We start from the raw sequence: 26,735 nt of genomic DNA on the forward strand, positions 1-26,735 counted from the left end.
CAGAACCCATCGTTGCACAGCGGCGTGGCCGCGTTCAGCCGATTCGGTCGTCGCGGCGCGGGGTGCGATCGGTGTCGAGATACCTCGACAGCACCGGACCGATGACGGCGAGGGACTGCGGCTCGATCATGTCGTTGTGCCCGCAGTCCACCGGATACTCCGCGATCCGGCCGGTCACCAGCGGCCGCCACTCCTCCGCCGACCGGGCGCGGGTGGTGCCGTCGTCGTCGCCGGTCGCGGGGAAGATCAGCAGGTCGCCGTCGTAGACCTGCGGTTCGAACCGGTGGACGAGTTCCCGCGAATTCTCGTATCCGGCGTTGATCCGCTCGAGGTGTTCTCCGCGCAGTCCGGAGTCGCTACCCCACGATTCGTTGAGCAGTTGCGCTGCGCGTTCGTACGTGAGTTCGCCGTCGGTGGCGACGACGAGGCCCAGCCCGCGGAGCAGATCCCGCATGTCGAGTTTCCCGAACAGCGGGTCCTCACCGTTGTCGGGATAGCTGTCCATGACGGCGAGGGTCGCGACGTCGTCGCCTGCCCGCTGGAGTTCGACGGCCATCGCGTGGGCGATGACCCCGCCCAGCGACCAGCCGAGCAGGTCGTACGGCCCCTCCGGCTGAATGGCCTTCATCTCTTCGACGTACCGGTGCGCGAGTTGCTCGATCGACCGGTATTCACCGTCCCCGCTGATCGTGGGCAATTGCAGACCGTACGCGCGGCGGTCGGCGGGCAGATAGCGGACGAGGCCCGCGTATCCCCAGGACAGCCCGATTCCCGGGTGAACGCAGAACAGCGGTCGTCCGGTGCCCTCGGTGCGCAGCGGAATCACCACCGCCAGCGCCTCCGTCACTGCGCCCTCGGCCGACGGCAGTGCGATCCTGCGGGCGAGGCCGGACGGTGTGGGATCGAGGAACATCCACTGCAACGGGATCTTCCGGTCGAGTCGCTCCTGCAGCGCGGCGACCGCCTTCGTGGCGAGCAGGGAGTTGCCGCTCCTCTCGAAGAAGTTGTCGTCGGCCCCGACCCGGTCGAGACCGAGGACCTCGGCGAACACGTCCACGATCGCCGCCTCGAGGTCGGTGGCGGGTGGCCGGAAGCGGGTGCCCGAGAGGAACTCGGGAGCGGGCAGCGCGGCGCGATCCAGCTTGCCGACCGGCGTCAACGGGATCCGGTCGAGCACGACGATCGCGGCGGGCACCATGTGGGACGGCAGCCGTTCACCGACGAGGCGGGACAGTTCCGCGGTGTCGACGTCCGCGCCGCCGACCGGCCGGACATAGGAGACGAGAAGCGGTTCCCCGGCCGGCCCGGCCCGGCCGATCGTGACGGCGAACCCGACGTCGGGGTGGGCGGTGAGGACGGCGTCGATCTCGCCGGGCTCGATACGGAACCCGCGGATCTTCATCTGGAAGTCGCTACGCCCGACGTATTCGAGGGTGCCGTCGCGGCGCCACCGCACCACGTCACCCGTGCGGTACATCCGGTCGCCGGGGGCGCCCCAGGGTGCGGCCACGAAACGGGACGCCGTCAGACCGGACCGGCGGTGATACCCGGAGGCCAGGGCGCGGCCCGAGACGTACAGCTCACCGACCACACCGACCGGCACCGGGCGCAGCCGGGAATCGAGCACCACCTCCGCGACGCCGCGGGTGGGTGCGCCGAGTGTGATCGGGTCGCCCGGCACCAGCGCGTCGCTGATGTTCGACATGATCGTCGTCTCGGTCGGACCGTAGGCGTTGAACATGCGGCGGCCGGGCGCCCACCGGGCGACGAGTTCGGGTGGGCAGGCCTCACCGGCCACGACCAGCGTCCGCAGCGACTCGAAGCCGAGCGGGTCCATCGACGCCAGTGCGGTCGGGGTGACGAATCCGTGGGACACCCGCTCTTCGCTCAGCAGCGCGGCCAGTTCGGTGCCGCCGTAGATCGTGGGCGGTGCGATCACCAGCGTCGCACCCGCGCAGAACGCCATGACGAGTTCGAAGACGGACGCGTCGAAACTCGGCGACGCGAAGTGCAGCACCCGCGAGCCTCGGGTGACGGCGAGGCGGTCCCGTTCCTCCGCGGCGAGGTTTGCCAGGCCGCGGTGCGTGACGGCCACGCCCTTGGGCACGCCCGTGGATCCGGAGGTGTAGATGAGATACGCGGGATGCGATTCGTGGAGCGGTGCGGTCCGGTCCGCGTCGGTGACCGGGTCCGGTGACTGCGACCTGATCCGGTCGGCGTCCCGGACGTCGTCGAGCACGATCCAGGTCACGGCGGTGGGCAGCCGATCGCGGTGTTCCCGGACGGTCACGCCCGACACCGCACCCGAGTCGGTGAGCATGTGCTCGATCCGGTCGGGCGGATACCCGGGGTCGACGGGCAGGAACGCGGCGCCCGTCCGGGCGACGGCCCACACCGACAGCACCGATTCGATCGACCTCGACAGGCTCAGCGCGACAGTGGTTCCCGGTCCCGCCCCGGCCTCGATCAGCCGGCGCGCCAGTCGGTTCGACGTCTCGTCGAGTTCGCGGTACGTGATCGCGCGGCCCCGGTACGACAGCGCGTCGGCATCCGGGTCGAGTCGGACCGCTGCCGTCAGCAGGTCCGGCAGCAGGACGTTGGGCGCGTCGGGTGCTCCGCGCGCCGGGGTGAGCGCCGCGACCTCGTCGGTGCCGAGGATCTCGATGTCGCCGACCGGGAGGCCGGGTTCGGCGGTGACGGAGTCGAGGATGCGCACGAACCGTTCCGCGAAACCCTGAACCGTGTCGGCGTCGAACAGGTCGGTCGCGTAGTCGATCGCCCCCGTCATGCCCGCCGGGGCGCCGTCGGTGTCGAACCGCTCGTCGAGGATCACCTCGAGGTCCACCTTCACGACCGCGAGGTCGGGATCGAGTCCCTCGACGCTCAGCCCGGGCAACCGCAGCGCGGGACTCTCGGTGTTCTGGAATTCGAGGGACACCTGGAAGAGCGGCGAGTGGGCGGTCGAGCGCACCGGGCCGACGGCGTCCACCACCCGTTCGAAGGGCAGGTCGGCGTGTGCGAACGCACCGAGATCGGCGTCGCGGACCTGCGCGAGCAGGTCGCGGAACGGCTGCCCTGCCTCGATCGTCGTGCGCAGGGCCAGTGTGCCGACGAACATGCCGACGAGGTCGTCGAGCGCCGCCTCACCGCGGCCTGCGATCGGGGTGCCGATCGCCACGTCGCCCGTGCCACCGAGCCGCCCGAGCAGGACGGCGAGCGCGGCGTGCACGATCATGAACTCGGTGGACCGATGCTCGCGAGCCGCCGCCCGGATCCGCTCGTGCAGCCCCGCCTCGATCGTGAAGCCCACCCGGTCGCCGTGGAACGACTGCTGCGCGGGACGCCGGCGGTCGATGGGCAGTTCGAGGAGTTCGGGCAGCCCGGCCAGCGCCGACTCCCAGTAGGACAGTTGCCGCGAGATCAGCGACCCGGGGTCGTCCTCCGAACCGAGCAGTCTGCGCTGCCACAGGGTGTAGTCGGCGTACTGAACCGGTAGCGGCGTCCACGCGGGAGCGCGACCGTGGGCGCGGGATTCGTACGCCACCATCACATCCCGCACCAGCGGGGCCATCGAGAAGCCGTCGGCCGAGATGTGGTGCACCACGACGGCGAGGACCCGTGTGGTCGGGTCGAGCGTGAACAGGGCGATGCGCAGCGGGACGGCGGCGGCGACGTCGAAGCCGGCCGACACCAGCCGGGTGAGTTCCTCCCGGAGCCGGCTGTCGTCCGCGACCGCGGTGGGCGGGGGCATCGGCGCCGGCAGCGGGAGGATCTCCTGCACCGGTTCGCCGTCACGGAGCGGGAAACGGGTGCGCAGCGACTCGTGCCTGGTCACGACGTCCGTGACCGCCAGCCTCAGCGCGTCCACGTCGAGGTCGCCGGTGAGCCGCACCACCATCGGAATGTTGTAGGCGGGCGAACTCGTGTCGAACTGGTTGATGAACCACATGCGCTGCTGGGCGTAGGACAGCGGGATGCGGCCCGGGCGGTCCCCGGCGGTCAGGGCGGGACGGCCGGACGGACCCGCTCCCGCGTGCTCGATGCGCGCGGCGAGCGTCTCCACCGTGGGCGCCTCGAACAGGGCCCGCACCCCGATGTCGGTGCCGAGCGCGGCGCGCAGGCGGGCCACCGCGCGGGTGGCGCTCAGCGAGTTGCCGCCGAGGTCGAAGAATCCGGCGTCCGCGCTGACCCGGTCCAGTCCGAGTACCTCCGCGAAGACGTCGGCCACCGTCTCCTGCACCGGGTCGGCGGGTGCCCGGTATTCGGCGGCGCCGACGTCGAATTCGGGGGTGGGCAGGGCTTTGCGGTCGAACTTGCCGACGGCGTTCAGCGGGATTTCGTCCAGCACGGTGATCGATGACGGAACCATGTGGGCGGGCAGCCTGCTCGCGAGACCGCGGGTGAGGTCGACGGTGTCGAGGGTGTGCCCGGGGGCGGGCACGACGTAGGACGCGAGGAGCGTGTCGCCGGCGGGGCCGCGGTAGGCGACGGTGACCGCGAACCGGACGCCGGGGACCGCCGCGAGCGTTGTGTCGATCTCGCCGAGTTCGATGCGGAATCCGCGGACCTTCACCTGGAAGTCGCTGCGGCCCAGGTATTCGATGGTGTGCCCGGCGGTCCAGCGCACGATGTCGCCGGTGCGGTACATCCGCTCGCCGGGACGGCACGGGTCGGCCACGAACCGTGCCGCGGTGAGCCCGGGACGGCGGTGGTAGCCGCGCGCCAGTCCCGCACCGGCAAGGTACAACTCCCCCGGAACCCCGGCCGGAACCGGCTGCAACCGCGAATTCAGCACCAGTTCCGTGACACCGCGGATCGGTCCGCCGATGGTGATGCGCTCCCCCGCGGTCAGGGGATCGCTGATGTTGGACATGACCGTGGTCTCGGTCGGCCCGTACCCGTTGTACAACCGGCGTCCCGGCGCCCACCGGGACACGAGTTCGGGTGGGCAGGCCTCGCCGCCGACCACGACGTCGGCGAACAGATCCAGCCCGGCGGGGTCGAGGGATGCGAGCGCCGCGGTGGTGACGAAAGCGTGCGTGACCCGCCGGTCGCGGATCAGCTGGGCGAGTTCGTCGCCGCCGAACACGGTGGGCGGCGCGATCACCATCGTCGCGGCGGCGCCGAACGCCTGCAGGTATTCGAACACGGACCCGTCGAAGCTCGGGGTCGAGAAGTGCAGCGTCCGGGACTCCGAGTCCGCCCCGAAGCGGGCGAGTTGGTCTTTGGCGAAGTTGTCCAGGCCGCGGTGCGTCACGGTGACGCCCTTCGGCATTCCGGTGGAGCCCGACGTGTAGACGACGTAGGCGGCGGAGTCGAGCGTGACCGGTGCCGTGCGGTCGCGGTCGCCGACCGGCGCCGTGGAACCGGCGGCGCACTCGGCGTCGAACGCGGGGTCGTCGAGGACGAGCCAGCGCGTGCTCCCGGGCAGCCGGGCGCGATGCTCGGACGTCGTCAGCCCGAGAGCGCATTCCGAGTCGGTGAGCATGTGCGCGATGCGTTCGTCGGGATAGTTCGGGTCGACGGGCACGAACAGGGCCCCGGCCTTGGCCACCGCCCACATGCACAGCACCGATTCGATCGAACGCGGAACACCCACGGCCACCGACATTTCCGGGCCGAGACCGCGACCGATCAGGGCACGCGCGAGCCGGGTGGACCGCTCGTCCAGCTCCCGATACGACACCTCGACGTCGCCGGACGACAGGGCGACCGCTTCCGGGTCGACCGCCGCGGCGTCGGTGAAGATCTGCGCGAGAGTGCGCACGGAACCTGCCGGGCCACCACGGACCGGCACCAGTTCCTCGCGTTCCCGCTCGGTGAGCAGCGACAGCCGGGCCAGCGGAACGTCGGGTCCGGCACAGGCGTCGAGCACCCGCACCACCCGGTCGGCGATGTCCTCGACCTCGCCGGGGGCGAACAGGTCTGGGATGTACTCGAACTTCAGGTGCAGGCTCGCCGCCGCGGACGCGACGAGACTCAGTGGGTAGTGGGCGGCATCGCGGGCGTCGACGCCGGTCACTCGTAGCCCGGCGATGTCGGTGTCCTCCGACAGCCCGGCCCGGTCCACCGGATACGACTCGAACACCGTGAGAGTGTCGAATCCGGCGCCGGGGCCCGCGGCGTCCCGGATCTCGGCGAGACCCGTGTAGTGGTGATCGAGCATCGCCGCCTGCTCGGCCTGCACCCGCTCCAGCAACGCGCCGAGCGTCTCGTCGGGGCGCAGCGTGACCCGCACCGGCACGGTGTTGATGAACAGCCCGACCATCGTCTCGATGCCCGCGAGTTCCGGCGGCCTGCCGGACACGGTGGCACCGAACACGACGTCGTCGCGTCCGGTGAGCATTCCCAGCACGATGCCCCACGCCGTCTGCAGGATGCTGTTGAGCGTGAGCCCGCGGGTGCGCGCGGATTCGCGCAACCGGTCGGTCCGGTCCTCGTCGAGGTCGAACACCCACTCCCGCGAGACGGTCGACAGTTGCCGCCCCCGGTCCGCGGGGATCAGCAGCGTCGGTTCCTCTACCCCGTCCAGGGCGTGCGCCCAGGCCCGCGCGGACATGCCCGTGTCGCGCCCGCTCATCCACGCCAGGTAGTCGCGGTAGTCCCGCACGCGGGGCAGCGGCGAGGGGTCGGCGTCCGTGGCGTACAGCGTGAGCAGTTCCCGGATCATCAGCGGCATCGACCAGCCGTCGAGCAGGATGTGGTGGTTCGTCGACACCAGTCGGCAGCGGCCGCCCCCCGTCCACGCCAGCAGGAACCGGATCAGCGGAGCGGTGGCCATGTCGAAGGGGGTGGTCCGGTCGGCGGCCAGCAGCCGCTCGATCTCGGCCTCCGCCGCGTCCCCGTCCAGTCCGCTCAGGTCGATCTCCCGCCAGGGCACGGTGACCCGGCCCGAGACGACCTGCACGGCCCCGCCGTCGGCATCGTGGCAGAACGTGCTGCGCAGATTCGGGTGACGGTCGAGGAGCGCCCCTGCCGCCCGGCGCAACCGTGCCGCATCGACGTCACCGGCGAGGTCGAGAATCAGCTGGACGAGGTAGGCGTCCACCGACTCGACGGCCAGTTCGGCGTGGAACAGCATGCCCGCCTGCAACGGCGACAACGGCCAGACGTCGGTCATCGCCGGGTACCGGCATTCGAGGTCGTCGATCGCGCTCTGGCCGAGTCGGACGAGGTTCAGGTCGGACGGGGTGAAGCCGCCGCCACCCGACCGGGCGTGCTCGGACACGGCCTCCAGCGCCCGCACCCACAGTCGCGCGAGTTCGCCGACGTCCGCCGCCGCGATCACCCCGACGGGGAACGACCACGTCGCCGTGAGCACCGGACCTGCGGCGGTGTCGCTGGTTCTGGCGTTCACGTCGACGATAGCCGCCGCGGGCAGCCCGGAGTGCGCGGCGGCGGCAAGTCCCGCGTCGGAGAGTGGCATCCAGTCACCGCCCGGGGCGGTGCCCGCGCCGAGTCTGCCGAGGTAGTTGAAGCTCACCTGCGGACTCGCCTGTGCCGACAGTTCCCGGGCCGTGTCGTCGTCGAGGTACCGGAGGAGCCCGAACCCGATGCCGTGGTCGGGGATCGAGTGCAGCCGCTCCTTCACCGCCTTGACCGCGTCGCCGGCGGCCGGACCCGCCGCGAACGCGTCCCCCACGTCCACGCCGCCCAAGTCGAGGCCCACCGGGAAGATCGTGGTGAACCAGCCGACCGTGCGCGCCAGATCGGCGCCCGGGACCACGTGTTCCTCACGACCGTGCCCTTCCAGGTTCACGAGCGCGGCGGACGACTCGATCCCGCGGTCGCGGCGCCACCGGACGAGCGCCAGCGCCAGCGCCGTCAGCAACCCGTCCGCCACGTTCCCGTGGAACGCCTGCGGGAGCGAAGTCAGCAAGGTCTCGGTGACGGCAACGGGAAGCTGGACCTCGACGTCGGAGGTCTGGACGTCGGCAGGGGTCAGCGGCCGCGACCCCAGCGGCGGGTCGGGGGTGTCGAGCATCCGCCGCCACAGGCCGAGTTCGGCTGTGCGGGAGGGTTCCTGCGCGACGTCGGTGAGGGCGTGCGCCCAGGTGCGCATCGACGTGCCGGTGTCGGGCAGGGCGGGCGCCTCACCGGACAGCAACCGGGCGCAGGCGAGGGCGAGATCGGGGACGAGGATGCGCCACGACACCCCGTCGACCACCACGTGATGGGCGACGATCAGCAATCGCCCCGCCGCGGGTTCTCCGGTGCTCGCGAACCACACCGCCTGCACCATCACACCCGACTCCGGGTCCAGACGGCCCGCGGCGGCGTCCAGTTCGCGGGACGCGGCGTCGGTGAACGAGTCCGCGGCACCGAGCGGCACCGTGCGCACCACCTCGGTGGCCCGCACCCATCCCGGCGGCGCGGTCGCCATGATCCAGCGGTCGCTGCGGTACAGGCGGGCACGCAGCATGTCGTGCCGGTCCAGGACGGCCTGCATCGCCGCAGTCAGCGTGTCCTCGTCCAGTTCGGCGGGCGTCGTGAACAGCGCGGCCTGCGAGTACCGCCGGAAATCGCCTTCCCGGCCCAGCATCCAGCGCACGATCGGGGTCAGTGGGAACTCACCGACGCCGCCGCCGGGCAGCTCCTCGAGGGTGATCGTCTCCTCCCCCGACGTGGCGACCTCCGCGAGCGCGGCCACCGTCTTGCGTTCGAACACGTCCCGCGGGGTGATCACCACCCCGGACGCCTTCGCCCGGGTGACCAGCTGGATCGACATGATCGAGTCACCGCCCACCGCGAAGAACGAATCGTCGACTCCCACCGTGTCGAGGCCGAGGACCTCGGCGAACAGGCCGGCGAGGATCCGTTCCGTCTCCGTCGCCGGTGCGCGGCCGAGCGACACCTGCCGGCCGTAGTCCGGTTCGGGCAGCGCCCGGCGGTCGAGTTTGCCGTTCACGGTGAGCGGCAGGGCGTCGAGCACAACCACGGCGGCGGGCACCATGTGCGCCGCCAGCCGGCCCCCGACCGTGTCGACGATCCCGGCGGGGTCCAGCACCCGGCCCGCCTCGGGCACCACGTAGCCCACCAGGCGCTCGTTCCGCGCCAGCACCACCGACTGCGCCACACCGTCGCAGGCGAGGAGCGCCGACTCCACCTCGCCCAGTTCGATGCGGAACCCCTTCACTTGAACCTGGAAGTCGTTGCGGCCCAGATAGTCCAGCTGACCCTCGCGGTTCCACCGGCCGAGGTCGCCGGACCGGTACATCCGGGATCCGGGGGTGTACGGGTCGGCCACGAACCGGGTCGACGTGAGCGTGAACCGGCCCAGGTACCCGCGGGACACCTGCGCGCCGGACACGTAGAGTTCCCCGACCACTCCCGGCGGCACCGGGTGCAGGCGGGAGTCGAGCACGTGCACGCGCAGTCCGGGCAGGGCCCGGCCGATCACGGACGCCGACGCGGACGCGGCGACTTCCTCGTCCAGCGGCAGATGGCTGACGTGCACGGTGGTTTCGGTGATGCCGTACATGTTCACCAGCGCCGGGACGGTGTCTCCGTGTCGCGCGTACCAGCGGGTGAGCTGCCCCAGGTCGAGGGCCTCGCCGCCGAACACCACCACGCGCAGCGCCAGTTCGGTGCCGCCGGACACCCGGTCCGCCTCGGCAAGTTGGTAGAAGGCCGTGGGGGTCTGATTCAGGACGGTGACGTTCTCGTCCCGCAGCAGTCGCAGGAACGCGTCGGGTGAGCGGGTGGTGAAGTAGTCGACCACCACCAGCCTGCCGCCGTGGAGCAGCGCACCCCACAACTCCCAGACGGAGAAGTCGAACGCCGCCGAGTGGAACATGGTCCACACGTCGGAGGCGGCGAAACCGAACAGCGGCTGCGTGTGCGCGAACAGGCCGGCGACGTTGCGGTGCGACACCTGAACGCCTTTCGGCTGTCCCGTCGAGCCGGAGGTGTAGATGACATACGCCACCGAGTCGGGGTGCAGGGGTCCGCTCCGGTCACCATCGGTCACCGGCAGCGGCGACATGCGGTCCAGTTCGGCCGCCGTCTCCGCGCTGTCGACGAGGACGGCCGGGATCCCGCTCGGCCGGACCGCACCGGATTCGGCCTCAGTCGTCAGCACACACACCGGCCGGGCGTCGGCGAACACGTACGCGAGCCGCTCTTCCGGGTACGAGACGTCGACGGGCACATAGCCGGCTCCCGATTTCACCACCGCGAGCAGCGCCACCACCAGGTCCACCGACCGCGCGGCGGCGACGGCCACCAGGGTCTCCGGGCCCGCGCCGCGCGCGATCAGCAACCGCGCCAGGCGATTCGACCGGGTGTCCAGCTCTTCGTAGGTGAGCGACGCGCCCTCGCAGACGACGGCCGTCGCGTCGCGGGACCGCTCCGCGGCCCGCTCGAAGAGTTCCACCAGCGTCGCGTGCGCTCCGACCGGTTCGGCGAACGCGGGCAGCACCGACTCCCGCTCCGCCGGGTCCAGGATGTCGATGTCCCCCACCGGGAGCGCCCCGGCCGCGGCGATCGAGTCGAGCACGCGCAGGAACCGTTCCGCGAACCGGGTCACCGTGTCGCGGTCGAGCACGTCCGTCGCGAACCGCAGGCCGGCGGCGAGTCCGGCGGGTGCGCCGTCCTCGTCGACCTGTTCGGCGACGCTCAGTTCGAGGTCGAATTTCGCGACCCGAAGGTCCACGTCGAGCGAATCCACAGTGAGTCCCGGCAACTCGAGGTGGGTGCCCTCCGCGTTCCGGAACTCGATGAGCACCTGGAACAGCGGGGCGTGCGACGTGGACCGCTCGGGGGCGAGGTGGTCGACGAGCCGCTCGAACGGGATGTCCGCATGCTCGAACGCGCCGAGATCCGCGGCCCGGACCGCGGTCAGGACCTCACCGAACGACGCCCGCGGGTCCACCACGGTCCGCAGGACGAGGGTGTTGACGAACATGCCGACCACGTCGTCGAGTGCCGCCTGCCCGCGACCGGCGACCGGCGTTCCCATCGTGACGTCGCCGGTGCCCGACAGCCGGGACAGCAGCACGGCGAACGCCGCGTGCACGGCCATGAACAGCGTCGAATTGTGCTGGGCCGCGATCGTGTTCAGCGCCCGGTGCAGTCGCGCGGGCACGTCGAACTCGACGACGTCCCCGCGGTACGACCGCTGCGCGGGTCGAGGCCGGTCGACCGGGATCTGCAACAACTCGGGCGCGCCGGACAGCGTGTCCGTCCAGTAGCCCAGTTGGCGAGACATCACCGAGCCCGGATCGTCCACCCCGCCGAGGACGTCCCGCTGCCACACGCTGTAGTCGGCGTACTGCACCGCCAGCGGCGTCCAGCCAGGTGTCTCCCCGACGGTCCGGGCGGTGTACGCGAGCATGACGTCGCGGGCCAGCGGCATCATCGAGAACCCGTCGGCGGCGATGTGGTGCACGACGATGGCGAGGACGTGCTGATCAGGACCTAGCTCGAACAGCTTTGTGCGGAAAGGAATCTCGTCGCTCACGTCGAAACCCGTGCCGACGAGTGCCGCGACGGCGTCCTGCAGTGCACGGTCACCGGACACGGGCACCGGGTCGAGGCCGGGGGTGGCTCGTCCGGGATCGACGATCACCTGGTGCGGCCCGTCGACCGACCCGGGGAACACCGTGCGCAGCGATTCCTGCCGCTCCACGACGTCGCCGACCGCCGCGTGCAGGGCGGCGCGGTCGAGCGCGCCTGTCAGCCGCAGGGCGATCGGGATGTTGTAGGCGGGCGAGGTCGTGTCGAACTGGTTGACGAACCACATCCGCTGCTGCGCCAGCGACAGCGGTATCCGGTCGGGTCGCGGCCCGGCGGCGAGCGCCACCGACGGCGTCCTCGTCGATGCGGCCGAATCGATCCGGACCGCCAGATCGGCCACCACGGGCGCGTCGAACAGTGCGGCCACCCCGATCCCGGCGTCGAGGGCGGAGTTGATGCGCGCGACGGCCCGGGTGGCGCTGAGCGAGTCGCCGCCGAGGTCGAAGAAGCTGTCGTCCGCACCGACGCGCGGGGCGCCGAGCACCTCGGCGAACACGTCCGCGACGGCCTCCTCGACCGGAGTGGTGGGCGCCCGGTAACCGAGCGTCGCCGTGACGAATTCCGGTGCCGGCAGCGCCTTCCGGTCGAGTTTTCCGACGGGGGTCAGCGGGATCTCGTCGAGCACCACCACGGCCGCGGGCACCATGTACTTCGGCAGGATGCGGCCCGCGAACGCGAGCACGTCCGGCGCCGCCACCTCCTCGCCGTCGTGCGGCAGGACGTACGACACGAGTGCCGTGTCTCCCAGCGGGCCCGGCCTGCCGAGGGTCGCGGCGAAGTCGAGGTGCGGGTGGGTGGTGAGAACGGAGTCGATCTCCCCCAGTTCCACGCGCTGACCGCGGATCTTCACCTGGAAGTCGCTGCGCCCGAGGTACTCGAGGGTGTGGTCGCGACGCCACCGCACGACGTCGCCCGTGCGGTACATCCGGCCGCGGCCGTAGGGGTTGGCGACGAACCGCTCTGCGGTGAGCGACGGGCGCCGGTGGTAGCCGCGGGCCAGAGCCGGTCCCGCGATGTACAACTCGCCGGGCACCCCGGCCGGGACGGGCTGCAGCCGGGCGTCGAGGACGGACAGTGCGATGCCGCGGACGGGGCTCCCGATCGTGACCGGTTCTCCCGGTGTCATCGGCGTGCTGAACGTCGTGAGGACGGTCGCCTCGGTGGGGCCGTAACCGTTGAACATCGCCCGGTCCGCGCCCCACGTGGCCACCAGTTCTTCGCCGACGGCGTCGCCCGCCACGACGAGCGCCTCGAGGTGCTCGATGCCGTCGCGCTCCACGGTGGCCAGGACGGCCGGGGTGATGCAGGCGTGGGTGACCCGTTCGCGGCGCAGCAGGTCCGCGAGTTCCGCGCCGCCGTAGACGTCCGGGGGCGCGATCACGAGCGTCGCGCCCGCCGCGCACGACTGGACGAGTTCGAGGATCGCCACGTCGAAACTGGGTGAGCAGATGTGCAGGCAGCGGGAGTCGGGCGACACGGTGTAGTGCTCGGTCTGCTCGGTGAGCAGGTTCGCCAGACCGCGGTGGGTGACGACGACGCCCTTCGGCCTGCCGGTGGACCCGGACGTGTAGATCGCGTAGGCGGCGTGGTCGACGTCGAGCACCGACCGGCGGTCCAGGTCGGTGATTCGGGCGGAAGAGGCGGCGGACCAGGTGCGCTCGAAGGCCGGATCGTCCAGCACCAGCCACGGCACGGTGTCGGGCATCCGGTGCCGGTGCGCCGACGTCGTGACCCCCAGTGCCGCACCGGAATCGGCCAGCATGTTCTCGATGCGGTCGGCGGGATAGGTCGGGTCGACGGGCACGAACGCGGCTCCGGTCTTGGCGACCGCCCACACCGCAGGCACCGATTCCGGTGACCGGGGCAGCCCGAGCGCCACGAACGTCTCCGGCCCGGCACCCCGTTCGATCAGCACGCGGGCCAGCGCGCTCGACCGCTCGTCGAGTTCGCGGTAGCTCGTCTCGAGCCCGTCGAAGACGAACGCGGACGCGTCCGGCCGGTGCCCGGCCGACGTCGTGAGGATCTCGGGCAGTGTCCTCGGCGGCCCGGCGGGGGCGCCGCAGACCGCGGTGTACTCCCGGAGTTCGGCCTCCGACAGCAGGGTCAGGTGCGCGAGCGGGGTGTCGATGTCGGACAGCAGGATCTGCACGACCCGTGCGACACGGGCGGCCACCGACTCCGCGAACTCGCTGCCGAAGACGTTCGGCTGGTACCGCAGTCGCAGGTGCAGTGCCGTGTCGACGTGCGCCATCAAGGTGAACGGATAGTGGGTGGAGTCGATGCCCTCGATCCCGGCGACGTGCATGCCGCCGATGTCGGTGTCTTCCGACAGCCCCATCCGGTCGACCGGGTACGACTCGAACACGGTCAGCGTGTCGAACGCGGCTCCCTCCCCGACGGCGCGCTGGATCTCGGTGAGTCCCAGGTAGTGGTGATCGAGCAAGGCCGATTGTTCGCGCTGGAAACGCTGCAGCAGTTCGGCGAGCGTCTCCTCCCGGCGCAGGCGCAGCCGAACGGGCACCGTGTTGATGAACAGCCCGACCATCGACTCGATGCCCGCGACCGCCGGTGGTCGGCCGGACACGGTGGCACCGAACGTCACGTCCTCCCGGGTGCCGAGCGTGGTCAGCACCAGCCCCCACGCCACCTGGACGAGGGTGTTCATCGTCAGTCCGCGCTCGCGTGCGAGGGACTCCAACGCGCGGGTCTTCTCCTCGCCCACCTCGAGGCGCACGTCCTCGGGTTCGGCGAAGGACTGTTCGCCGTGCGCCGCGGGTGCCACGAACGTCGGCTCGTCCGCGCCGGCGAGGGCGGACACCCAGGCGGCCGTGGACCGTTCGTGGTCCTGCCTGCCGATCCATTGCAGGTAGTCGCGGTAGGGCGTGACGCGGGGCAGGGCGCTCGTATCGCCGTCGGTGGCGTACAGGACGAGCAGGTCCTTGATCACCAGCGGCGTCGACCAGCCGTCGAGCAGGATGTGGTGGTGGGTGAGCACCAGCCGGTACCGGTCGGGTGCGGTGCGCAGCAACGTGAATCGGAGCAACGGCGCCTCGGCCATCTCGAACGGGACGGCGCGGTCGGCGGCGAGGAACGCCGAGTCGTCGATGTCTGAGAGATCGACGTCGCTCCACGGCGCGATCGCCGAATCGAGTACCACCTGCACCGGTCCGTTGCCGGTGTCGGCGAACGCCACACGAAGATTCGCGTGCCGATCCAGCAGGCCCTGAGCGGCCCGGCGTAGCCTCGCCGGGTCGACGGTGCCGCGCAGGTCGAGGACCAACTGCACCTGATAGGCGTCGAGGCGATGCTCGGACAACTGCGCGTGGAACAGCAGACCCGCCTGCAGCGGGGACAGCGGCCAGATGTCGGCGAGGTCCGGGTAGGTGCGCTCGAGCCGGTCGATATCGGCCTGCCCGACGGACACCAGGTCGAGGTCGGACGGGGTCAGCCCGCCCGCGCCCGGCCTGCCCGCATGCTCGGCGAGTGCCGTGAGCGCCCGCACCCACAGTGCGGACAGGTCTTCCACATCCTCGGCGGCCAGCACACCGGTGGGGTACGACCACGTCGCCGTCAGCACCGGCGCCCCGTCCCGGACGGTGGTCGCGGCGTTGATATCGACGACCCAGGCGGCGGGCATGTCGTGGTTCTGGGTTCCTCCGAGGTCCCCGCTGTCCGCGACCGGGAGCCAGGGCACGTCGCCTGCGCTCGTCGCCACCCGGCCGAGGTAGTTGAAACTCAGCTGCGGCGGCCGGAATCGGCGCAGTGCCGCGGAGTCGCCGGGGTCCAGGTACCGCAGCATGCCGTACCCGATGCCGTGGTCGGGGATGGCGAGCAGTTGTTCCTTGACGGACTTGATCGCGGCCCCGGCCGAATCGTCGGCGGCGAGTGCCGCGTCGACGTCGATGCCGGTGAGGTCGAGTCGCGCCGGGAACAGTGTGGTGAACCATCCGACGGTGCGGGACAGGTCGGCGCCCGGCACGACGTGGTCCTCGCGGCCATGGCCCTCGAGGTTGATCAGCACGTCGGCAGTGTCGATTCCGCGGTGCCGCCGCCATCGGATCATCGCCAGTGCGAGCGCGGTGAGCAGGCCGTCGCCGACGGCGCCGTGGAACGCGGAAGGCAGTGTGGTGAGGAGTGCATCGGTGACGCCGGTCGGCACGTCCACGACGACGCGGCCCGTCGTGGCTTCCACGTCGACGTCCGGATCCAGCGGCCGGGAGCCGAGAATCGGATCGGGTCCGTCCAGGATCGACTGCCACAGTGCACCTTCGGCGTGCCGGGACCGCGCGGCATCGGTGAGCCCGTGCGACCATCGCCGCATCGACGTCCCGACCGCCGGCAGCGCCGCGGGCAGACCCTCGGCGACGCGGGTGTGGGCGGCCGCGAGATCCGCGATCAGGATCCGCCAGGACACGCCGTCGACGACGAGATGATGCGCGACCAGCAGCAGGCGCCCCTGCCCGTCCGGGCCGTCGAACCAGAGCACCTGCACCATGCTGGCCGCGGCCGGGTCCAGCCGGTCCGCCGCCGCGTTCAGTTCCGCTCTCGCGACTGCCGCGAAGTCGCCGGCGTCGAACGACGTCACGGGCACGCGGTGGATCAGCGCGTCGGCCCGCACCGACCCGGTCGGCAGCACCGTCATCGCCCACTGCCCCGCGTCGTCGGCGGCGAGTCGCGCGCGGAGCATGTCGTGACGGTCCAGCACGGCGTCGACGGCGGCGGCGAGATCCTCGCGGGTGAGGCCGCGTGGCGCGGTGACCGGCACCGACTGGGAGAACCGCTCCAGCCTGCCGCCGCTGCGGTCGAGCATCCACGCGACGACGGGGGTCAGCGGCACCGGGCCGACTCCGCCGCCGGGAAGTTCCTCCAGCACCACGGCATCGGCGCGTTCGTGGTGGGCCACCTCGGCGAGACCGGCGACGGTCCGGCGCTCGAACACGTCCCGCGGGGAGAGGATCAGACCCGCGGCCTTCGCGCGGGCCACCAGTTGGATCGACATGATGCTGTCGCCGCCCAGCGCGAAGAACGAATCGTCCACGCCCACCGAGGCGAGTCCCAGGACATCCCGGAACAGACCGACGAGCAGCGCCTCCGTCTCGGTGCGCGGCGGCCGGCTGTCGGTGACGGTGACACCGAAGTCCGGTTCCGGCAGCGCCTTCCGATCGATCTTGCCGTGCACCGTCACCGGGAGCGCCGCGATCACCAGAACGGCGGCGGGCACCATGTACGACGCGAGCCGCGTGCCCGCGAACTGCAGGACCTCGCCCGGATCGACGGCCGCGCCGGGTTCGGGGACCACGTACCCGATCAGCCGCCGGCCGGAGTGCCCGTCGCGGCGCACGTCCGCGACCGCCGCCGCCACGTCCGCGTGGGCGAGCAGCGCCGACTCCACCTCGCCGAGTTCGATGCGGAATCCGCGGATCTTCACCTGGAAGTCGGTGCGCCCGAGGTAGTCGAGTTGTCCGTCCGCCGTCCAGCGCACGAGGTCGCCGGTCCGGTACATCCGGCTGCCCGGCGGCCCGAACGGGTTGGCCACGAAGCGTTCCGCGGTGAGGGCGTGCCTGCCGTGATAGCCGCGTGCGAGCGCGGGGCCCGCGAGGTACAACTCCCCGGCCACGCCTGCCGGTACCGGGTGCAGTCGCGCGTCGAGGACGGTCTCGGTGAACCCGAGTGTCGGCGCGCCGATCGTGACCGGTTCGCCCGGCGCCAGCGGGGCGCTGATGCTCGACACGACCGTCGACTCGGTCGGACCGTACGCGTCGAACATGGTCCGGCCCGGCGCCCAGCGCGCCACCAGTTCCGGCGGGCAGGCCTCGCCGCCGGTCACCACGCACCGCACGCTCTCGAGGCCGGCGGGATCGACCGACGCGAGCGCCGCCGGCGTGACGAAACAGTGCGTGACCCGCTCGCGCCGCAGCAGTTCCGCCAGGTCTTCGCCGCCGTAGACGGACGGGGCTGCGATCACCATCGTCGCGCCCGGCCCGGTCGCCAGCATCAGTTCGAGCACCGACGCGTCGAAGCTCGGCGACGCGAAGTGCAGGGTCCGGGACTCCGCGGTGGTGCCGAACGTGTCCTGTTCCGCCGCAGCGAAATTCGCCAGACCACGGTGTGTGGTCACCACACCCTTCGGCCGGCCGGTCGATCCCGACGTGTAGATCACGTACGCGGGGTGGTCGACGTGCAACGCGGACGCGCGATCGGTGTCGGTCACCGGCGTCGCCGGGAACAGGGACAGCTCGGCGTCGGTGCCGGGGTCACCGATCACCAGCCACGGGATCGACGCGGGCAGGGCGGCCCGCACCGCGGCCGTGGTGAGACCCGCGACGGCGCCCGAATCGCCGAGCATGTACTCGATGCGCTCGGCCGGATGGTTCGGGTCGACCGGCAGGAACGCGGCCCCGGCCTTCGCCACCGACCAGATGGCCAGCACGGATTCGATGGACCGCGGCAAGGCCAGCGCCACCACCTGTTCCGGGCCGACGCCCCGCCCGATCAGGAGCCGGGCGAGCCGGTCCGACCGTTCGTCGAGGTCCCGGTACGACACCCGGTGTCCGTCGAAGACCAGTGCCGCGGAATCCGGGTCCACGGTGGCGGCCCTCAGCAACTGCGGCAGCGTCCGCGCCGGCACGCCGGGTCCCCCGCTCACCGGCGTCAGGGCGGCCCGCTCGCCGGCGCCGAGGACGTCGACGTCGCCGACCGGGGCGTCCGGCGAGTCGGTGACGGCGCCCAGGATCCGGACCAGTCGCTCGGCGAACGCGGCCACCGTGTCCTCGTCGAAGATGTCGGTGGCGTATCCCAGCGCCGCACTGATCCCCGCGGGACGACCCTCGGCGTCGACATTCTCCCGCAGGGTCAGCTGGAGGTCGAAGTTGATCGTGTCGAACGCGAGGTCGAGAGGCTCGACGTGGAGACCCGGCAGCTCCAACTCGGGGCGCTCGGTGTTCTGGAATTCGAGCATCACCTGGAACAGCGGTGAGTACTCCGTCGAGCGGGAGGGGCGCAGGCTCTCCACGACGCGTTCGAACGGCACGTCCGCGTGCGTGAACGCCCCGAGATCGGTCTCGCGGACCTGCGCGAGCAGTTCGGCGAACGTGCGGGCGCCGTCGACGTGGGTGCGGAGCACGAGGGTGTTCACGAACATCCCGACCAGGTCGTCGAGTTCGGCCTCGCCGCGGCCCGCGATCGGTGTGCCCACGGCGACGTCGTCCGACGCGCTCAGCCGCGACAGCAGGACCGCCAGCGTGGCGTGCAGCGCCATGAACACGGTCGACCCGTGCCTGCGCGCGAGCTGCACGACACCCTGGTGGAGGTCGGGGCCGATGCCGAACTCGACGCGGCCCGCCCCGAGGGTGCGGGCGGCCGGGCGGGGCCGGTCCGTGGGCAGCTCCAGCACGTCCGGGATGTCGGCGAGCGTCGCGGCCCAGTAGTGGAGTTGGCGGGCCAGCGGCGACTCCTCGTCGTGTTCGTCGCCGAGCCGGTCCCGTTGCCAGAGTGTGTAATCGGCGTACTGCACCGGCAGCGGGGTCCAGTCGGGTGCCACGCCGTGGGCGCGGGCCGTGTACGCCGACAGGACGTCGCGGGCGAGCGGGACCATCGAGAAGCCGTCCGCCGCGATGTGATGCACCACCACGGCCAGCACGTGCTCGTGCTCGCCTGCCGCGAACAGCCTTGCCCGCAGCGGCACTTCCGTCGTCACGTCGAATCCCGCGGAGAGCAGGCGGTGGAGTTCCGCGTCGACGTCCGACGGCGCGACCGGGTGCGGTGTGAGATCGGGCGCCACGGACTCCGGTGGGAGGATCACCTGCCGCGGGCCGCTGTCGGTGAGCGGGAAGACGGTGCGGAGGGACTCGTGGCGCTCGACGACGTCGGTGACGGCCGCCTGCAGCGCAGCCACGTCGAGCGTGCCGGTGAGGCGGAGCGCGATCGCGACGTTGTATGCCGCACTGGCCGTGTCGAATTGGTTGGCGAACCACATCCGCTGCTGCGCCAGCGAGACCGGGACCTCCCGCGACGGATCCCGTGGGGCGGGCGCGGGCCGGGAGTCCGTCCGGGATTCCCCGGCCTCGGCGCGGGCGGCGAGGCCGGCGACGGTCGGGGCGTCGAACACGTCCCGAACACCCAGGCGGTCGCCGACCGCCGCGTTGATGCGGGCGACGAGCCTGGTGGCGGTCAGGGAGTTCCCGCCGAGCGCGAAGAAACTGTCGTTCGCCCCCACCCGGACGATGCCGAGGAGGTCGGCGAACACGGCGGCGACGATCTCCTCCACCGGGTTGCGCGGGGCCACGAATCCCACCGTCGCAGTGCCGAAGTCGGCGTCCGGCAGCGACTTCCGGTCGAGCTTGCCGTTGACGGTCAGGGGCAGGGCGTCGATCACCACCACCGCGGCGGGCACCATGTACGACGGCACGCTCGCCCCGACCGCGTCGAGGACCGCCGCCGCGTCGACGTCGGCGCCCGCCTCGGGGACCACGTAACCCACCAGCCGGTCGCCGTCCCGCTCGTCGCCGCGCACCACGACCACCGACTGCGCCACCCCGGCGCACGCGGCGAGGGCCGCCTCCACCTCGCCGAGTTCCACCCGGAATCCGCGCAGCTGCACCTGGAAATCGCTGCGCCCCACGTACTCGAGCCGGCCGCCCGCACCCCACTTCACGACGTCGCCCGACCGGTACATGCGCGCCCCGGCCCGGCGGTGATCGAACGGGTCGGCGACGAACCGCGTCGCGGTCAGACCCTGCCGTCCGATGTAGCCGCGGGTCACCTGGTCGCCGGACACGTACAGCTCGCCCACCACCCCGGGCGGCACCGGATGCAACCGGTCGTCGAGGACGTAGACCCGCAGTCCGGGGAGTCCGCCGCCGATGACCGAGCCGGGCACGGACGCCGCCAGCGCCCGGTCGAGGGCGAGGAAGCTGACGTGCACGGTGGTCTCGGTGATGCCGTACATGTTCACCAGCACGGGGGCGCGGTCGTCGTGCCGGGTGTACCACTTCTCCAGTTGCCCGACGTCGAGGGCTTCGCCACCGAAGATCACGTGCCGCAACGACAATGGCGTTGCGTCGCCGTCCTCGACGGCGCTCGCCGCGCGATCCGCCTCCGTCAGTTGATAGAACGCCGTCGGCGTCTGGTTCAGCACGGTCACCCGTTCCCGCCGGAGCAGTTCGAGGAACGTGTCCGGCGAGCGTGCGGTGAAGTAGTCGACCAGCACCAGCCTGCCGCCGTGGACGAGCGCACCCCACAGTTCCCAGACGGAGAAGTCGAAGGCATACGAGTGGAACAGCGTCCACACGTCAGACGAGTCGAACCCGAACAGGTCCCGGGTGTTGGCCAGCAGCGCGACGACGCACCGATGCGACACCTGGACGCCCTTCGGCCGCCCGGTCGATCCGGACGTGAAGATGACGTACGCGACGGCGTCGCCCCACAGCGGCCGCAGCCGGTCCGAGTCGGTGACCGGCAGCCCGGACAGTCCCGCCACCGCACGATCCGTCGCCGGATCGTCGATCACCACCACCGGAAGTCCGGCCGGGGCCGCCGACGCGAATTCCGCGCTCACCACGGCGCAGACGGGCTGCGCGTCCTCGAACATCGCCGCCACCCGCTCGGCGGGATAGCTGGTGTCGACCGGGACGTACCCGCCGCCGGCCGCAAGCACCGCCAGCAACGTCACCACGAGGGCGGGTGTGCGATCCACCATCACCGCGACCAGCGACTCGGTGCCCACCCCCTCGGCGATCAGCAACCGTGCCAACCGGTTCGCCTGCTCGTCGAGTTGGCCGTAGGTCAGTGTCTCGTCGCCACACACCACCGCGGTGGCGTCGGGGGTGTCCGCGGCCACCCGCGCGAACAACTCGACCACCGTTTGCGCCTCGGCGGTGACGCCCTCCCGGTTCCACCGGTCCAGTACCAGGTCGCGCTCGGCGCCGCCGAGAACCGGGATGTCCCCCACCACCGCAACCGGGTCGTCCACCACCGCCCGCAAAACCCGGACGAAGCGTTCCCCGAACCCGTCCACCGACGTCCGGTCGAACACGTCCGTCGCATACAGGAAGGCCGCGGACATTCCCGCGGCGCCGCCGTTCTCGTCGTGGTGCTCGGCGAGCGACAACTGCAGGTCGAATTTGGCGACGCCCGGGTCGACGTCGACCGCTTCGACGGTGAGGCCCGGCAGTTCGAGGTGGGCGCGCACCGTGTTCTGGAATTCGAGCAGCACCTGGAACAGCGGCGAGTGCGACGTCGACCGGCCGGGGGCCAGCTCGTCGACGACGCTCTCGAAGGGGACGTCCGTGTGCCCGAACGCTCCCAGATCCGTGTCGCGGGCCCGCGCCAGCACGTCGATGAACACGTCGCCCGATGCCACCGGAGTCCGCAGCACCAGTGTGTTGACGAACATCCCCACCAGGTCGTCCAGCGCCGCCTCGCCGCGACCCGCGATCGGGGTGCCGATGGCGACGTCCCCGGATCCGGTCATCCGCGACAGCAGCACGGCGAGCGCCGCGTGCATCACCATGAACAGCGTCGCGTTGTGCTCGCGTGCGAGGAGGAGCAGTTTCCGGTGCAGGCCGGCATCGATCGGGAACGCCGCGGTCGCCCCCGCGAGCGAGCGGGTGACCGGCCGGTTCCGGACGAGCGGGAGCGCGCTGACCTCCGGGAGGTCGGCCAGCACTTCGCGCCAGTACTGCAATTGCCGGGACATGAGGCTGTCCGGGTCCTCGGCACTGCCGAGCAGGCGGCGCTGCCACACGCTGAAGTCGGCGTACTGCACGGGCAGCGGCTCCCAGCTCGGCAGGGTCCCGGACCGGCGCGCCGAGTAGGCGACGATCAGGTCGCGGGCCAGCGGCGCGAGCGACGCCCCGTCGGCCGCGATGTGATGCACCACGATCACGAGCACGTGTTCGTCCGGGCCGGTCCACAACAGGGCCGCGCGCAGCGGGACCTTCGCGCTCACGTCGAACCCGCTCTCGAGGAGGGTCGCGATCCGGTCGTGCAGCGACTCGTCGCCGTCGACCTGCGGGGTGAGGTCGGGAACGACGTCCGCGGTGTCGACGACCACCTGGTACGGCCCGTCCTCCGACGCGGGGTACTTGGTGCGCAGCGACTCGTGCCGCTCGATCACGTCCCCCACCGCGGCCCGCAGCGTGTCTGCGTCCAGGGGTCCGATGAGCCGCACGGCCATCGGGATGTTGTACGCCACCGACGACGTGTCGAACTGGTTGATGAACCACATCCGCTGCTGCGCCAGCGACAGCGGGACGCGCTCGGGCCGCTCCCCGACGGTCAGGGGTGGCCGGTCCACGAGTTCCGTGCCCGCCCGGCGGACGTGCGCCGCCAGCAGTTCGACGGTGGGCGCCTCGAACAACGCCCGCACCCCCACGTCCGAACCGAGTGCCGCGTTGACCCGGGCGATCACCCGCGTCGCGACGAGCGAGTTGCCGCCGAGGTCGAAGAAGCTGTCGTCGACACTGATCCGTTCGACGCCGAGGACCTCGGTGAACACCTCGGCGATCGACTCCTCGACCGGGTCGGCAGGCGCCTTGAACTCGGCGGCCGCGGACAGGAACCGCGGTTCCGGCAGCGCCGCGCGGTCCAGCTTCCCGACCGGGTTCAGCGGGATCTCGTCCAGCACCACGACCACCGAGGGAACCATGTACGCCGGCAACCGGTTCCGCACCTGCCGCAGCAGTTCCGACGTCACGATCGGCCTGCCGGCAGCGGGGACGACGTACGAGACCAGAACCGTGTCCCCGGACGGGCCCGGCCTGCCGATGGTGACGGCCAGTCGCACGTCCGGGTGTGTCTGCAGCACCGCGTCCATCTCGCCGAGCTCGATGCGGAATCCGCGCACCTTCACCTGGAAGTCGCTGCGCCGCAGGTACTCGAGCGTGTGGTCGGGCCGCCACCGCACCACGTCGCCGGTGCGGTACATCCGGCCCCGGCCGTACGGGTCGGCGACGAACCGCGCCGCCGTGAGTCCGGGACGCCGGTGATAGCCGCGGGCCACACCGCACCCGGCGATGTACAGCTCACCCGGCACCCCGACGGGAACCGGATGGAGCCGGGCGTCGAGCACCATTTCCTCCGCGCCCCGGATCGGCCCGCCCAGCGTGATGGGGTCACCCGCGGTCATCGGCGCGCTGATGTTCGCCATGATCGTGGTCTCGGTGGGGCCGTACGCGTTGTACAGCCTGCGGTCGGGCGCCCACCGGGCCACGAGGTCGGGCGGGCAGGCCTCGCCGCCGACGGCCACGTCGAGGAAGTCGCCCAGCGAATCGGGCGGGATCGTTCCCAGCGCCGCGGTGGTGACGAAACCGTGCGTGACGCGCTCCGATCGCAGCAGGTCGGCCAGTTCGGCGCCGCCGTACGCGGTCGGCGGCACCACCACCATGGTGGCGCCCACCCCGAAGGCCTGCAAGTACTCGAACACGGACGCGTCGAAACTGGGGGTCGAGAAGTGCAGTGTCCGAGACGATCTGGTGGCGCCGAACCGCTCCTGCTGATCGGCGGCGAAGTTGTCCAGCCCGCGGTGGGTGACGGTGACGCCCTTCGGCTGCCCCGTCGAACCGGACGTGTAGATCAGGTACGCGGCGTTGTCGAGGTGCAGCGGCCGAGTGCGGTCGGAGTCGGTCAGCGGATTGTCCGGGCGGGCGGCGCACTCGGCTCGGAAGTCCGGGTCGTCCAGCACGCACCACGGAATCGAGTCGTGCAGGCGGCCGCGCACCGACTGCTCGGTCAGACCGAGCACCACACCCGAATCGGCCAGCATGTAGTCGACCCGGTCGGCCGGGTAGTTCGGGTCCACGGGAACGAACGCCGCCCCCGTCTTCGCGACCGCCCAGACGGAGGCCACCGACCGGAACGACCGCGGCAGCGCCAGCGCGACGAACGATTCCGGTCCCACACCCCGGTCGATCAGGATCCGCGCGACCTGCGTCGACCACCGGTCCAGCTCACCGTAGGACAATTCCTCGCCCTGCCGGGTGAGGGCCGTCGCCGCCGGTTCCAGTGCCGCGGCGTCGGCGAACAGGTCGGGCAGGGTGCGCTCGGACCGGGCGGGCAGGCCCCGGACCGGTGTCAACGCGGAACGTTCGGCGACGGACAGGATCTCGATGTCGCCGACCGGAACGTCCGGACCGGCCGTCATCGCACCGAGGATGCGCAGGTACCGTTCGGCGGCCACCCGGATGGTGCGGGCGTCGAACAGGTCTGCGGCGAAGCCGAATTCGACGGTCGCACCGGCAGGTTCCCCCGACTCGCCGACCGCCTCCGTCACGGACACGCACAGGTCGAGGCCGGGGAACTCCGCATCCGGGGAGCCCGGGGGCCGGGTGTCGAGCAGCACCTGGACGATCGGTGCGTACGCCTCCGACACCGACACGCCGAGCTCCTGCACCAGACGGTCGAACGGAACCCCGGTGTGCGACACCGCCTCCGCGGCGACGTCCCGGACGTGGGCCAGGTAGTCGCGGCACGACACCGCGCCCGCGTACCGCGAACGCACCACCACGGTGTCCGTGTGGTCGCCCACGTCCACTGCTGTTCCGACGGCGATGTCACTGCTTCCGGTGACCCGGCCGAGCAGGATCGACAGGGCGGTGAGGAACACCGAGCGGCCTGCGGTGCCTGCGTCCTCGGCCAGCGCGACCACCCGGCGGTGCAACTCCGCAGGCACCACCACGGTGACCCGGTCGCTCTCCGGCGACAGCCTGGCGGGCCGGCGCCGGTCGGTGGGCAACGGCAGGAGGTCGGGCAACCCGTCCAGTCGCCGGCGCCAGTACTCGACTTCCCGGGCCTCGCCCAGCAACCGTTCCCCGATGCGGGCGCTTTCCTCGTGGATGTCGCCCACCCGCGACGCCGGGTCGGCGGTGGCCAGTTCCGCGAGCAGTTCGACGCACTGCCGATGGTGGTCCCGCAGTTCGCCGCGCTCGTAGCGGCTGGGGTTCGCGCGGAAGTCGACGAAGATCCTGGTGGGCGTGCCGCTCTGGTACACGTTGATCAGCAGGTCCTCCACCGGACCCGAGGTGACGATGTGGAAGTCGCCGACCAGCGAACCCAGCGCCACCTCCTGGCGGAACAACATGACGTTCACCATCGGCCCGTACAGCGCCGTCGACGCGGTGTCGCCGGCGTCGCGGCGGATGTCGTCGAGACTGCACCGCTGGTGCCGCAGTGCCGCGACGAGTTCACGCTGGACCTGCTCGATCAGGTCCGCGACGGTGTCCTCGGCGCGGACGCGGACGGGCATCGGGGCGACGTTGACGAGCATGCCGCCGGAATTGCGCAACACCGCCGTCGTGCGCGCCGACACCGGGATGGTCACCAGCACATCGGTTCTGCCGGTGCGTCGCGCCAGGTAGCACGCCGCGGCCGCGATGATGGTGGCCGCCGACGGACTGTCGCGGGAATCGAGAACGGCCACGACGTCGTCGGAGAGGACGGCGCTCTCCACCGTGCTGGCGGCGGACACGTATCCCGCCGTTCGCGCCAGTGTGGTGCCCTCGACCCCGGCGACCCGCTCCGCCCAGTACTCCCGGTCGGTCAGGAACCGGTCCGAGGCACGGTACCGGCTGTCGATGTCGTACAGCTGCCGCAGGCTGACCGCCCGGTTCGGATCCGGTTCGCGGCCCGCGACTTTCGCGGAATACCGGTGCGCGATGCGGCGCAGCATCGTCATGGCTCCGTAGCCGTCGAGGGCGACGTGGTGAATCCTGCTGTACCACAGGAAGTGCGCGTCCCCGGTCTGCAGGATCGACGTCTCCACCAGCCGGTCGACGCTCAGGTCGATCGGCGTGACGTAGTCACGCTCCATCCATTCGTGCGCCGCCGCCACCGGATCCTCTTCGGTGCGGAAGTCGACATATGCGATCGACGTGTCCGTCCGATGGTCCACGTACTGCAGCGGGCGGCCGTCGACGTCGTAGACCTTGAGGAACGGCGATTCGAATTCGCGGGCCGCCTCCACCGTCTCCTGCCGCAGCAGGTCCATGTCCAGCGCACCGTGGAACTCGACGTACTGGGCGATGAAGATCGGGACCCGCGGTTCCAGTTGCTGCGCGAACCACGTGGCCCGCTGCGCCGCCGACAACGGAATCGGTTCGCCGCCGCCCGGGGCGGAACCGTCCGATCGCTGCCCCGGGACGCGCAGGTCCGCGGGGCGGCGCGGATCCCCCGCCCCCGGAACGGGTCCTTCACCTTGTCCAGGGCACACTAGAACTCGACCT

1 protein-coding gene is annotated in these 26,735 nt (G+C 71.4%); it reads right to left on the reverse strand.

What is annotated here, in order from left to right; all coding sequences use genetic code 11:
- Window positions 1-34: 34 nt before the first annotated feature.
- A complete protein-coding gene (locus CA951_RS10705; RefSeq protein ID WP_087556827.1) occupies window positions 35-26,722 on the reverse strand; it encodes a non-ribosomal peptide synthase/polyketide synthase in 26,688 nt (8,895 codons plus the stop codon).
- Window positions 26,723-26,735 lie beyond the last annotated feature (13 nt).

This window comes from Rhodococcus sp. NCIMB 12038, assembly GCF_002165735.1.
GTDB lineage: Bacteria > Actinomycetota > Actinomycetes > Mycobacteriales > Mycobacteriaceae > Rhodococcus_F.